At 68.5% G+C, this 13,215-nt stretch carries 10 protein-coding genes and 3 pseudogenes; 10 read left to right on the forward strand and 3 right to left on the reverse strand.

The features are described from left to right. Nucleotides 1-858 (reverse strand): GNAT family N-acetyltransferase (locus tag KUF83_RS37250; protein WP_217459485.1); only part of this gene is annotated, 858 nt, incomplete at its 3' end. A gap of 419 nt (nucleotides 859-1,277) precedes the next feature. On the opposite strand from KUF83_RS37250, the gene KUF83_RS37255 reads away from it, so the two are divergent. From KUF83_RS37255 to KUF83_RS37275, 5 genes and pseudogenes are all read left to right on the forward strand, one after another. Further along, nucleotides 1,278-1,544, forward strand: a complete 267-nt coding sequence (locus KUF83_RS37255) for a hypothetical protein (RefSeq protein ID WP_217459486.1) — start codon at nucleotides 1,278-1,280, stop codon at nucleotides 1,542-1,544. A gap of 1,245 nt (nucleotides 1,545-2,789) precedes the next feature. Further along, nucleotides 2,790-3,785, forward strand: coding sequence for a lytic polysaccharide monooxygenase (locus tag KUF83_RS37260; RefSeq protein ID WP_254644936.1), 996 nt, complete (start codon nucleotides 2,790-2,792; stop codon nucleotides 3,783-3,785). Between the two features lie 281 nt (nucleotides 3,786-4,066). Further along, the gene (locus tag KUF83_RS37265; RefSeq protein ID WP_217459487.1) at nucleotides 4,067-5,602 is read left to right on the forward strand and encodes a PQQ-dependent sugar dehydrogenase; all 1,536 of its coding nucleotides are present in this window, start codon (nucleotides 4,067-4,069) and stop codon (nucleotides 5,600-5,602) included. 353 nt (nucleotides 5,603-5,955) lie between these two features. Beyond that, complete coding sequence (locus tag KUF83_RS37270) at nucleotides 5,956-6,894, forward strand: MerR family transcriptional regulator (RefSeq protein WP_217459488.1); 939 nt, start codon at nucleotides 5,956-5,958, stop codon at nucleotides 6,892-6,894. An 81-nt stretch (nucleotides 6,895-6,975) separates the two neighbouring features. Beyond that, a pseudogene (locus KUF83_RS37275) lies at nucleotides 6,976-7,890 on the forward strand (IS982 family transposase). Between the two features lie 80 nt (nucleotides 7,891-7,970). Here KUF83_RS37275 and KUF83_RS37280 read toward each other — a convergent pair. Beyond that, a pseudogene (locus KUF83_RS37280) lies at nucleotides 7,971-8,192 on the reverse strand (ISAzo13 family transposase); the annotation flags it as partial. A 476-nt stretch (nucleotides 8,193-8,668) separates the two neighbouring features. Then, nucleotides 8,669-9,511: a helix-turn-helix transcriptional regulator gene (locus tag KUF83_RS37285; protein WP_217459494.1), complete on the reverse strand. Its 843-nt coding sequence runs from the start codon at nucleotides 9,509-9,511 to the stop codon at nucleotides 8,669-8,671. Nucleotides 9,512-9,663: 152 nt separating this feature from the next. On the opposite strand from KUF83_RS37285, the gene KUF83_RS37290 reads away from it, so the two are divergent. The 5 genes and pseudogenes from KUF83_RS37290 to KUF83_RS37310 all read left to right on the forward strand — a co-directional run bounded on the left by KUF83_RS37290 (nucleotide 9,664) and on the right by KUF83_RS37310 (nucleotide 13,007). Further along, entirely contained in the window at nucleotides 9,664-10,623 is a 960-nt protein-coding gene (locus KUF83_RS37290) for an NADP-dependent oxidoreductase (protein WP_217459489.1), read from the forward strand. Between the two features lie 126 nt (nucleotides 10,624-10,749). Next, nucleotides 10,750-11,136: pseudogene (locus KUF83_RS37295) on the forward strand (DSD1 family PLP-dependent enzyme); the annotation flags it as partial. Nucleotides 11,137-11,219: 83 nt separating this feature from the next. Next, the gene (locus tag KUF83_RS37300; protein ID WP_217459490.1) at nucleotides 11,220-11,465 is read left to right on the forward strand and encodes a hypothetical protein; all 246 of its coding nucleotides are present in this window, start codon (nucleotides 11,220-11,222) and stop codon (nucleotides 11,463-11,465) included. A 251-nt stretch (nucleotides 11,466-11,716) separates the two neighbouring features. Next, nucleotides 11,717-12,595, forward strand: a complete 879-nt coding sequence (locus KUF83_RS37305; protein ID WP_217459491.1) for a chromosome condensation regulator — start codon at nucleotides 11,717-11,719, stop codon at nucleotides 12,593-12,595. A gap of 271 nt (nucleotides 12,596-12,866) precedes the next feature. After that, nucleotides 12,867-13,007 carry a hypothetical protein gene (locus tag KUF83_RS37310; protein ID WP_217459492.1) on the forward strand — a complete coding sequence of 47 codons (141 nt, stop codon included), beginning with the start codon at nucleotides 12,867-12,869 and terminating at the stop codon, nucleotides 13,005-13,007. The last annotated feature ends 208 nt before the right edge of the window (nucleotides 13,008-13,215 follow it).

The following is a 13,215-nucleotide window of genomic DNA, read 5'->3' on the forward strand; positions in this document are numbered from 1 at the left end:
GAACCTGTGTCCGGCGAAGTCGGCGAGATGGACGTAGCCGATGCGCTGGTAGAGGGCGTTGCTCGTGGGGTTGTCCGGGTCTGTGAACAGGACGACGTCCGTCGCCCCCGCGGCCTGTGCGGCTCTGCTCGCTTCGACCGTCACAGCTCCGGCGTAGCCGCGGCCGCGGAGGTGGGCCGGGGTATAGACGGGATCCACCCGGACCATGCCGCCGACGAGCGAGGTCGAGGCCGCCATCGAGACGGGAATGCCCTCCGGGGTTTCCCAGAACGTGAAGTGCCTGTCGCCGAAACGTGAGTCTTCCCAGGAGCCGGCGTCGATCAGGTCGATGGAGCGCTGTTCCCCGACGTCGACGCAGAACTCACGGCACCAGCGCACGATTTGGTCATGGTCCTTACGGCCCGTGAGGCGGCCCTGGCCCTCCGGGCGCTGCGGCGGGGTGAGCGTGCCGAGTCGGTAGAGATGCGTCTTCCAGAAAGGTACCGACGCCGCGCCCGTGTGCTTCTGCCAGGACTCGGAGAAGGCGCCAGCGGTGTCGTGCTCCGCGATGACGTGGGCGGGTGAGTGCCCGAGGCCGGCCAGGTGTGCAGCGAGGGTGTCGGTCTGCTCGGCAGAGAGCGGAGTGAGGCCCAGGCGTCCGAGCGGGGTGAGATAGAAGATCGCGCGAACCTCACCCTGTGACTCTAGTCGGCCGAAAACGGCGGCTTCGTCGTCGGACTCGGCCGCCCTGTGTGTCCGCAGCTTCTCGATGTCCGTCAGGGGCGTGTTGTGCAGGGCAGCGCGCGAGCGCAGGAAGTGCCCAGCTCGGGCGAGGAAGGCGTCGACGTTGTGGGTGAGGTGCCAGTCATCCGGATGCATGCTTCATGTTCCCGGACGACCTCGACTCGGGGCCGCTCCTTCAACTCCTTTCAGCCACGTCCCGTTCCTCTCGATTGGTGCGGGCGCGGGCGAGTCGCGGCCAGGTAGTCGGACCAGTTCTCGCCGGCCAAGGCTGCGAAGCGTTCCGCTGCGGGCGTGGTCAGCCGAGTGGTTGTATGCCGCCACCGGGTCGCCGCCGCGGCTACGACTGACTTGCCCTACGAGTTGCCGTACGAGTAGCCCTACGACTTGCCCCACGCCCACGTCGGGGCAGCCGCGGACAAGGGGTCTGAGCAGGAAAGCAAGGGGTCGTCGGCGAAAGCTCCCGCACGCCGACCCCTAGGCCAACCGGGGGAAGGCGGAGCGGTCTCCATCGGTGTGGGCCCGCCAGATGCGGAAGGATGCGTTCCATGCGAACCATGAAACGCGTTCTTCTCGCGGCTGCGGCCGCGTCGCTGCTGGTGGCGAGCCACGGCGCAACTGCCGCGGCCTCCGCGCCCGCGCCCACGCCCGTACAGTCCACGCTGGCAGCCGGGCCAGGCTGGCACCACGTGGCGGACTTTCCTCCGACCGAGGAGAACCGCTGTCATGAGCGCGGCCGGTGGTACTTGGAGAACGGCGTACGCGCCTACGAGTGCCGGGCCGCCGGAGTCTGGGAGTTGTGGGTTCTCACCGAGCCCTCCTGACCAGGGTTCGTGTTGGTGTTCGGGGTGCTGGTCGCCCCGACGGCCTTCGGGCAGGGAATCGCCGATGTGGTCGGGCAGCTCGCCAACGGCATTACCGACTCAGGCCGCTGAGTTCCCTCGAGTTCCCTCGAGTTCCCTCGAGTTCCCTCGAGTTCCCTCGAGTTCCCTCGAGTTCCCTCGAGTTCCCTCGGGTCTGGTCGCAGCGGATGCCTGTACCGGGAACATCCGCAGGGGCGCGCTGGTTACAGCAAGCGTGGTTGTGGAGGGGACAGTGTCCCCGGGCCTCACATATTGCCTATGAGGACGATCGTTCGGCTGAAGCCTCATAGAGCGTTCCGCCGCGTAGGCGACCGCCCTTCACGACCACGTTCTTCATTGCAGCCGCTGCCCGGGATCCGATCCGGACGGCGGCTGTTTCGCGTAGGGCTGGGCAGCGCGCCCCAACCACGGCGCCCTGCACTCCGACCATGGGCCCGTCCATGGCTGGTCAGCGCGAGGCCGTGGCATCACCATCCGACCCCCCTCCCTGGGTCGGATCACGCGCTGCGTTTCGGCTTCGCCGCCGTCTTCTTTGCCGCACTCTTCTTCGCGGTGGTCTTCTTGGCAGCCGTCTTCGGCGCGGTGAGGTTGGGGCGTCCGCGCAGGATGCTGCTGGACGGGGCGACGCCGAAGCCCTGACCGGTGTCGGCGATGTGGCGGGCCGCCGAGACTCGAGGGCGGCAGGGATCACGGGGCCGGCGACTTCGTCGTCGACGGCTGGAAGGTACCCGCAGAGTCGAAGTGGCCGTGCTGAGCGTCGAAGCGGACGTTCACCTTGTTGTAGTTGCCAGCCGTGATGGCGGTGTGGCTATTAAAGGGCCGGGCCGCAAGCCACCGTGTACGGGACCTTCATGCCCGCCACCCTCGCCTCGGCCGTCTACGGCGGCTTCCTCGCCCTGGTCTGGACCCACTCGTACTGTGCGCTCCCAGGAGGCAGGAAGCGTACGAGCCGCCCGCCTTCGGCAGGGGAGAAGAGGATGCGACGGGGGCATTCACGGATGCCCTGGCGGCCACTATGTTATGGGAGCGCTCCCATTCGCCTTACGGCGATCCGGTCCCGGACCGGCCAGGCGCCTTGGTGGGTGCGCGGCACTTCTACAGTCGGGCGGTTCGGTGGGCGAATCGCCGCTCGGCCGACCTGACGTCTGCGCGCCGATGCCGGTCGGCTGCCCGCCGTGCCGCATCACCGCAGAGGAGATCCCCCACATGATCAACGGACACGTCGGCCGGAGCCGAAAGCGGCTCCGCTTCCACCGCTTATCCGCCCTGCTGGGAGCCCTGTTACTGGCCCTCGCCGTGGCCTCGCTGCCGTCCCCGGCGGCGGCGCACGGCGTCGCCATGGGACCCGGGTCGCGCACGTATCTCTGCTACCTGGACCTGCTCCAGAACGAATCGACCCAGATGCCCTCCAACCCGGCCTGTCGCGCCGCCGTCCAGCAGGCCAGCACCACGCCGCTGTACAACTGGTTCGCCGTGCTGGACTCCAACGCCGGTGGCAGGAGTGCGGGCTACGTCCCCGACGGGAAGCTCTGCAGCGCCGGCGACAGGAGCCCGTACAACTTCTCCCCCTACAACGCGGCCCGCACAGACTGGCCGAAGACGCATCTCACCTCGGGCTCGAGCATCCAGATCAACTACAGCAACTGGGCACACCACCCGGGCAAGTTCGAGGTGTACATCACCAAGAACGGCTGGTCGCCCACCACTCCCCTGGCATGGGGAGACCTGACGCATCTACAGACCGTCACCAACCCGCCGCAGAAGAGTGGCCCGGGTAGCGTGGGCGGCCACTACTACTGGGACCTGCGGCTGCCGACGCGGTCCGGGTCGCACATGCTCTTCGTCCAGTGGATCCGTTCGGACAGCCAGGAGAACTTCTTCTCCTGCTCCGACGTCGTCTTCGACGGCGGTCAGGGCGAGGTCACGGGTCTGGGCGGTGGCCGGACGACGGCCGACGCGATCGCCGCGAAGGCGGCGGAGTCCACTGGCATCCAGGCAGCTGCGGCTCACACCGGGCACGGGGCGCATGGCGCCGCGGCGCCGGACGGGGACGCGGTGAACGCCGCCGACGAGGCAACGAGCGGCTCGCCGCTCACCGCGCTGGCCGGCTCGCTGGCGGGAGCCGCGGTCCTGGTGGCCTGCGTCGCGGGTGCGGCGTTCCACCGCGGACGGCGCCGCCGGCAGGCCGACGCCCAACCCTGACCCCCATCCCCTTTGGGCCTGTCCGGTGGATCGTGTCGCAGCACCGGGTGCAGTACCCGCCGGTGCGGTCCCGCAAGGGGCCGTCGCCTACCGCGGCATGATCCGCCGGACAGGCCCACCAGGCGCGGCCTCGAGGCGGCGAACGTCGCCGCCTCGAGGCCGCGCCACAGCGACGGTCGGCGGGTGCGCTTACGCACCCGCCGGATGAAGCCCGCACTCACTCGACCGTGGAGCCGACTCCTCCCGCCCGTGGGGCGGCTCTCCCTCGCCGTGGAGCCGACATGCTGAAACGACGCTGGGCAACTCCCCTTCTGGTCGCCTTACTGCTGTCCCCCTTGACCCTTCCGGCAGCCTCCGCCTCCTCGCCGGAGTTCCAGAGACCCGCCGACGCCGGCGCGGAGTCGTCTGTACCGCTGCCGGAGATCGCCGCGCGCACCACCCAGGTCGCCTCAGGCCTGAAGCGCCCCACCGCCATTGCCGCGCCCGACGACGGCTCGGGCCGGTTGTTCATCACCGAAAAGCGCGGCACCGTGCGGGTGTACCACCCGGACACCGGCCTCGCGCAGACCCCGCTCATCGGCATCGCGGCCGCAGTGGACGAGTCGGGCAACGAACGCGGGCTGCTCGGCATTGCGACGGCGCCCGACTTCTCGGACAGCCGGGAGGTGTATCTGGCGTACACCGCGCTGCCGGATGGAGCGGTGACCCTGGCCCGGTACGACCTCGACGACGCGAGCCTGGAGGTGCTGCTGTCCCAGGAGCACGCCACGTACAGCAACCACAATGGCGGCCAGCTCGCCTTCGGCCCCGACGGCCACCTGTACTGGAGCATCGGCGACGGCGGCGGTTCCGGAGACCCCTTCGAATCCGGGCAGCGAGTGGACACCCTGCTGGGCAAGATCCTGCGCATCGACGTGAGCCGCAGCTGCGGGGACCTCGCGTACTGCGTGCCCGGGGACAATCCGTTCGTCGGCGTCGCGGGAGCCCGCCCGGAGATCTGGACCTACGGGCTGCGCAACCCCTGGCGGTTCTCCTTCGACCGCGCGGACGGCTCGTTGTGGATCGGCGACGTCGGTCAGGGCAGGTGGGAGGAGATCGACCGGCTGCGCCCCGCGGAGCAGCCCGGGGCAAACCTCGGCTGGTCCTGCCGCGAAGGGCTGGCGGTGTTCGACGAGGCCCAGTGCGGGGGCGGCGCCGAGCTCACCGATCCGGTCTTCACCTACTCACCGCGCACCGGCAGCTGCGCGGTCATCGGCGGGCAGGTGTACCGCGGCAAACAGTTCGCGGACCTGGTCGGGGGCACGTACATCGCCACCGACTACTGCTCGTCCACCGTCTGGGCGCTGCGCGACGACGGCGCGGGGGGCTATCTCCAGGCCGAGATCGGGCAGACGCCGACCCAGGTCACGGCGTTCGGCGCCACGCCGGAGGGGGAGCTCTACGTCGTCAACGACCTGCCCGGTGGACTGCACCGGGTGTCGTTCGAGAGGGTCGCGCCGACCTGCCGGATCACCCAGACCGGGTCCACCTGGGGCGGCGGCCTGACCGCGAACCTCACCCTCACCAACACCGGCACCACACCCGTCTCCGGCTGGAAGCTCGTCTTCCCCCTCGCCCTGGGGCAGACGATCATCTCGGACTGGAACACCGACCTCGTCCAGAACGGCGACATGGTCACCGCGGCCAACGCCGCGTACAACGGCACGATCGCGCCGGGCGACAGCGTCGAGATCGGCTACCTGGCCAACCACACGGGCGACACCTCGGCCCCTGAGAGATACACCCTCAACGGACGCGCCTGCACCATCGGCGACTGACCCGGGCTCCGTTCGCCGGCCCTGGCTGCCGAACGGAGCCCGCCCACGAGCGGGTTTGCTCCGGAATCCTCCCGGCCCGACGCGATCCTCGTACGCTCCTTGTGATGAGTAAGGCGGACGCGCACACCATCGCGAGTTTCAGCCAGATGATTGAGTCCAAAGGCTCGTAGCCGTAGGCCGCCGGCGAGCGGTGTCGCATGTCGCTGCCATCGCTCGCCCAGCGCGTGCAAGGCGTGCCCGTTTCATCCTGGCGAACGCGACGCATGCTTCAGCAACTCGGAGGACGTCTCGGTCGGGGCCCGCTTGGGAATGGTGTTGAGTCTCCAGTGACTGGAGACAGCAGAGTGGGGGACATGGACGTTACGACCCTCTACTCGATCGGGGAGCTTTCCCGGCGGACCGGCTTGTCTGTGAGGACCATCCGGTTCTACTCCGATTCGGGGGTGGTAGCGCCGACCACCCGTAGTCCCGCCGGCTATCGGCTCTACGACCTCGACGCACTGCTTCGTCTGGAACTCCTGCGCACACTGCGCGAGCTGGGCATGGACCTGGCCACGATTCAACGGGTACTGGACCGCGAGCTCTCGGTGGCGGAAGTCGCCGCGGCGCACGCCGACGCCATGGACGTTCAGATCCGGATGCTGCAATTGCGTCGGAGCGTTCTGCGAGTCGTGGCCAGACGCGGGTCCAGTTCCGAGGAGACCAAGCTCATGCACAGGCTCACGCAGTTGTCCGGCGAGGAACGCCGACGTCTGATCGACGATTTCGTGGATGGCACCTTCGGCACAGTGGATGCCGACCCGACCGCGGTGGCCATGGTTCGCGCTGCCACTCCCGACCTCCCCGATGATCCGACCAGCGAGCAGGTAGCCGCGTGGGTGGAGCTCGCCGAGCTGGTCGGCGACGAGGATTTCCGTGCCCGGATGCGCCGTACGGCCGTACGGCAGGCCGCCGGGCGCCCGCTCGACATCGAATGCGATGCCGGAGAGGAACTGATGGAGTTCACCCGTCAGAAGGTGGCCGAGGCCATGGAGTCGGGCATCGACCCGCTCAGCGACAGGGTCGCATCCGTCATCGATGACCTCGTGCACCGCTTCGCCGAGGTGCTCGCGCGCACCCCTGACACGGAATTCCGGGACTGGATGGCGCAGCAGTTCGAAGAGGCGCACGATCCCCGGGTAGACGGATACTGGCGGCTGGTGTGGATCGTCAACGGCTGGCAGGTAGTACCGAACCTGATCCCGGTGTACCCCTGGCTCATCCAGGCCCTGCGAAATGAGCGTGCCGCATAGTCACCGCAGTGGGCACGCCCCGGATCCCTGAATGAGTCCAGGGGATCGCCTGAGGACATGAGACGAGGGCGTCCAACGTCGATGTGTGACAACGACCTGGACACCCTCGCAACGGCACTCGATGCCCGGATTGACGACGAGTTGCTTCGCCGTGGCTGGTGCGGTGGCGGCCTGCCGTCGGAATCACGCCCACGCTCAGTGACGCCGAGCTGATCACGCTCGCGGTCACGTCGGCGCTGCTCGGATACACCTCTGAGCGGCGCTGGCTTCGCCGCGTCGGGCGGGACTTCGGCCACCTGTTTCCCTACGTGCCCCAGCAGTCCGGCTACAGCAAGCGGCTGCGCGCCGCGTTCTCACTGCTCACCAGCATGATCCGGATCGTGGCCCGCGATACCTCACTGTGGAGCGACGATGTGTGGCTGGTCGACTCCACACCGGTCGGTTGCGGTTGCTCCCGTGAGACGGCCAAACGCTCGGACCTGGCAGGCTGGGCCCAGTACGGCTACTGCGCATCACACTCGCGATACTTCTGAGGGCTGCGTATGCACCTGGTGTGCACACTCGGCGGACTGCCGGTCCTGTTCGCACTCACCGGGGCCAAGGAGGACGAGCGCGAAACGCTGCGCGGCATGCTCGATACCGCGCCAGACGTCCTCGCCGTTCACCCCGGGCAGACGATCATCGGGGGACAAGAACTACTTCGGCCGCGAGTTCGAGCACGGTCTTGCCGAGCGTCACCTGAAGTTGCTGCGGCCAGCCCGCAAGGGGGAAGCCGAGCCGGCCGGGGCGTACCTGTTCAAACCGCTGCGGCAGGTCATCGAGTCGATCAATCAAACCTTCAAGGGGCAGCTCAACCTGGAACGACACGGCGGCAAGAGCCCTGCAGGGGTTTCAGCCCGGGTCCTGTGCCGGATCCTCGCACTCACAGCGGCGATCTGGCACAACGACCAAACTGGACAGCCCATCAAGCGATCAGTCACGGCCTACGATCACTGACCGCAACGACACCCCTTGGACTCATTCATCTGGAGCGTCTCAAGGCCGCGCCGGCCGCTTTGGAGGTAACAGCTCGCGAGGCGTATGTCCGGCTCGACCAGTGCGAGCAGAGCCGGCCGCAGCCCCGGGTCTACCTCGGCGGCCTTCTTGCGCCCGCCGACAGGACGGCGAACCCGCCCCAGCGGTCCCTCGCCCGCCTCCAACTCGTCCACGCCCTTGCGAACCGTGGTCTCGCTGACCTGAGCCGCCTGCGCGACCACCCGGATACCGCCGTGTCCCGGGGCCCGGGCCTCGGCTCCCATCAGCAGCCGACGCTGCCGCTCGTCCAGATGCGGAACAACACCCCAAATGTGACGGCCAGTTGGTCACGTGTCGCGTCAGGGATGCCCATGCCAGGTGAACGAGCCCGGATGCGGGAAGCAACAGCTCGAGTCTCTGCGAGCCCCTAGGTGGCATACTGCCCGCGGTCGGATCACGCTTCACCGTCACGCGCCCGGCTACAAGTCTGACGTCCCATCAGGTGGGCTGGTCCGACGCGACTGCCAGGCTGGCCGGCGGAACGAGCGACGCGGTTCGAACAAGGACGTTGCAGACCGGCTGGAGGGTCTGTCAAACGAGTGGCACTGTCTCAGATTCGGTGGTGACGGAGAGTGCCGGTTCATCGTTGGCGTGACGTGCGGAATGCCAACGAGCCTGTAGATGTGGTGTTTTCGACAAGCGGATGGAGGCGCATCGCTCCAAGCGCGGACTGACCCGCAGGATGGGTCACCGTGGCGGGTCAGGGCGTGCTCAGCAGGTCGGCGAGCCGTTGGAGCCGTTCGGCGTCGAGGCTGTCTTCGGCGGCGGTGCACACCATGAGCGCGGGGCCTGGGTTGCCCGGTATGGGGTAGGCGTCCCAGTCCAGGTTCAGTTCCCCGACCTGGGGATGGTCGAGGCGCATCTGGCCGCGGGTGGGTTCCTCCACGTCGTGGAGGGCCCACAGGGCCGCGAACTCATCGCTGCGGACGGCGAGTGCACCCACCAGCTCCACCGCGCGCGGGTGGCCGGGAGCGGCGGCGACCTGGGTCCGCAGCATCCCGATCAACTCGGAGACGGTGGCCGCCCGGTTCGGGCAAGTCCGGTCGGCCTGGGGGTGCAGGAAAAGTGCCAGCAGGTTCCGCTCCTTCTGCGGCTGTCGGGTGAACTCGCCCAGCAGGGCACCGCCGAGCGGGTTCCAGGCCAGCACGTCCAGGAAACGGCCGACGACCAGAGCGGGCGAGGCCATCGTGTGCAGCAGCCTCAGCGTGGTGTCCGGCACATCCTCCGGCTCGTACGAGCGGGGCAGGCGGGCGGGCGTACGCGCGGCGGCAGCGAGGCTGTGCAGGTGCCGGGACTCCTCGGCGGAGAAGTTCAGCGCGCGCGCGAGGGCGTCCAGAACCTGCTCGGAGGGCCGGACGTCGCGTCCCTGTTCCATGCGCTGGTAGTAGTCCGAACTCACCCCCGCCAGCAGGGCCAGTTCCTCCCGCCGTAGTCCGGCGACGCGCCGTCTCGGGCCGGGCTCCAGCCCAACGTCCTGTGGCCGGAGCCGAGTTCGGCGGGTGCGCAGGAAATCGGCGAGTTCGCGCCGGGGATCGTCACTCATGGGATGGGGGGAGTCGGTCACGACCCCAGTATGCCGCCGGCGTGGCCCGCGAGGGTGGGTCTGCCAGACCCAGGAAAAGGACAACGACCGTGATCTCGCTTGTGGGGTCCAGCATCAGATCCACCACAGCCGGTTATGGAAGGAACAGCGACATGAAGGCCGTTCAGATCACAGGTTTCGGCAGGGCGGACGTCCTGCGGGTCAACGATGTCGAGCGCCCCGCGCCCGGTGCGGGTGAGGTGCTGGTGTCGGTCGAGGCATCCAGTGTGAACGGGCACGATGTGATCGTCCGCTCGGGAGAGTTGAAGATGGTGTCGGGACGCCGCTTCCCGATCGGCGTGGGGCTGGACTTCGCGGGTGTCGTCGCCGGGACCGGCGCCGGTGTGGAGGGCTACCGGGTCGGGGACCGTGTGTGGGGCATGGTGCATCCCCGCCGACGGCACTCCGTCGCTGGGGCGGCCGAGTACGTCGTGGTCTCCACGGAACGGGTCGCGCACGCCCCGGCGGACCTTTCGTCGGTCGAGGCGGCAGCCCTGGTGGTCGCCGGTTCTACAGCGCTGATCGCGCTGCGCGACAGTGTGCACCTCGCGGACGGGGAACGGGTCCTGGTGCGGGGGGCGGCCGGCGGAGTCGGCACGGCTGCGGTGCAGTTGGCACACGCGATGGGCGGTCACGTCACCGCGCTGGCCCGCGATCGCCACGCCGAGCTCCTGACCGACCTCGGCGCCGACGAGGTCCTGGACTACCGCTCCACCGTCTCGGAGCAGATCGGGCCGTTCGACGTCATCGTCGACACCGTCGGCACGGAATTGCACTGCTACCGAAGCCGGTTGGGCAAGGGTGGCCGGATGGTCACCGTCGGACTGTCCCCGTCGGCGCTGGCCGCGATCGCCGCCTCCAGCGTGCACGGCACCCGCCGCATCCGCACCTTCAGTGCCAACCCCGAAACCCCCCTGCTGCGCGACCTGGCCGGCCATGTCACGTCGGGTGCGCTGCGCCCGGTGATCGACAGTGTGTACCCGCTCGCGGACATCGCCGCCGCGCACCAGGCATTCGAGTGCGGCGGCGTCGTGGGCAAGCACGTGGTGACAGTGCCGCGCAGCTCCCTCTGACGGAGTCCGGTCAGCGGGGTGCGGTGCGCAGGTCGACGCCACTCTCATGGGCGGCGGTCGTGAGCCGGACCGCCACGTGGAGCAATCGCTGCCAGCCGGTCGGGTTCGGGCAGCGGCGATCGACGGCACCGGCCCGAACACGGATGGATCCTCACCGACGGCGGCTGGATGGCAATGTCCCGCGACCGCGGCACCGTGAACCAGGCCGTCGACCAGGGATACGGCCCGGTCATCACCGGCAGCCTGAAGCCGCGGCCTGGTCATGACCGGGGCGAGTCAGGAACACGGAGTACTCGCAGCCCGCGACGGTCACCCGCTGCTGGATCTACCCCTCGGCACCCGCCTGCGGAACCTGCCCCACCACGCGTGCGCCACCGCCGCCCAGCACCACGGCTACCGGTCATCGACAGCGCCGAACCACCCACCACCGGCGCCGCCCCTCGCATCACCGACGTCTGGCCGCGGATCGCAGGCTGGTGCCCCAACCCTCCCTGCGACGTGCACCATCCCTGACCACGTCGTGGAAAAACCATGAACGCCGCCAGCCCTGCTGGCCCTGCCACCCTGCGGCAGCCGACCTCTCATGGTGCGCGCTCGTGGACCGAGCGGGCCGCCGGCACCCCGGTGACCGGCCTCGCTGGTGCGGCGACGACAGCTCACCGCTGACCGTCGCGCAGCGCCCCGGCATCAACTCCGGCATACCGTCGCGATGGCGCTACGCAGATGCACTGGGCATCCCGGGCCTCAAACCCGTCGCCCTCGGCGAAGGCCGCACACCACTGCTGTCCCGCCGTCTGGTCGGACTCGACGTCGCCGTCAAGATGGAGACACAGCCCCGGTGATCGCGCAGCGAGGCCAGCCCCACGGCACCGGCCTGGGCATCTTCCGATACGTCGTCGAGCGCACCATCGCCTGGCTCCACGCTTCCGACGCCTACGCATCCGCTGGGAGATCCGCGACGACATCCACCAGGCCTTCATCACACTCGGTTGTGCCGTCATCTGCTGGCGACGACTGAGGACCCCGCTCTGATTCCAGTGCAAAGTAAGGTGGAATCCCATGTCGTGAACTCGCGCCAGCACAAGGAGGCGGAATGCTCGCTAACCCGTCGGCGCTGGCGGCCGGAGGGCGTCATTCGGTCGGACGGCGCTGGGATGGAACCGTTCTCGCCGTGGGCAATACCGCAGCCGCTGAATGTCGTGTCGAGCGATGGGAAGACGTCGTCGCGGTGGCAGCTGGCAACGTCCATACCGCGACGAACACGGGCAGGTCTCATACGGTGGGACTCCGGTCGGACGGTACGGTGCTGGCAACGGGGTGGAATGGCGATGGGCAATGTGATGTCGCCGGATGGCGAGGCATCACGGCCGTGGCCGCAGGCTGGCGCCGCACGCTCGGGCTATTCGCGAATGGCCGCGTGCTAGCAGTTGGCCGGAGTGCAGAGGGACAGTGTGACGTGCAGTCCTGGCGCGAGATGGTCGTCCTCTCGTGTGGTGACTGGCACTCGGTCGGCGTCCGGTCGGACGGTTCTGCACTGGCCACGGGGAACAACCGACGACGGCAGTGTGCCGTTGAAGGGTGGCGTGACCTAGCCGCCATTTCGGCCGGGTATCTCCATACCGTCGGCCTCAGAGCCGACGGGCGGGCAGTAGCGACCGGAGACCGGGCGACCGGGGCGTGCGAGGTCGATGAGTGGGAAGACGTGGTGGCGCTCGGCGCGGGCAGCTACCACACCATCGGGGTCACTGCGTCCGGACGGGTCCTCGCAGCAGGAGACAACAGCTACGGACAGTGCGAAGTCGGCGATTGGCGCGACATTGTCGCCGTGGCGGCCGGTTCAACGCACACCCTTGGCCTGCGTGCCAACGGCACAGTCGTGACCACAGGGAACAATGCCGACAGACAGTGCGAAGTCGATGCCTGGTCCGGAGTCCAGCTTCCACAGGCCTCCGCGCTGCACCAAGCGAACTGACATGCCGTCAGTCCCGAGCCACAGAGACCTCATTCTGATTCCAGTCCTTCACGCGTCGATGAGGTTGCTGAACTGCTGGCGGGTCATGCCGGTCAGTTCAGGGTCCTGCAGCGCCTGCTGCGTGAGTGTGGGCGCCCTGTTCGCTGCGGCCCGGCCTGACGGGTTGTTGGCCGCCGTCGCGTCCAGCGGATGCTGAGGGTGGTGAAGTCGGCCCGAAGCGCGGTCTCGTCTTTCGATCGAGCCGTTCTTCGGGCCGCTTCCCGCACCCGGCGTGCCACTCCCATGGCACCGGGCGCTCCACAAGTCCCGCTTTGTTGTCGAGCACGACAACTACCAGGGCAAGCGGAACCCGTTCATCGACCACCCCGAGTGGGTCGGGGCGATCTGGCAGACCGAGGGTGACCTGCGCTGAACTCCCTGTGACGACAAAGGAGTTCAGCGCCGCACCCGTCTCCTCGGTTACGAATCCATGACATCGGGGCGTACAACTGGGGGCGCCCGGACCGAGTCGAAGTCACTGAACGCGGGATTCCGCGTTCGGACCGACCGACTCGAAAGGCTCACGTATGTCCCGAGCACACCGCCGAACCCGTACCGCGATCACCGCACCCCTGGCAGCC

The organism is Streptomyces sp. BV286 (assembly GCF_019090165.1).
Classification (GTDB): domain Bacteria; phylum Actinomycetota; class Actinomycetes; order Streptomycetales; family Streptomycetaceae; genus Streptomyces.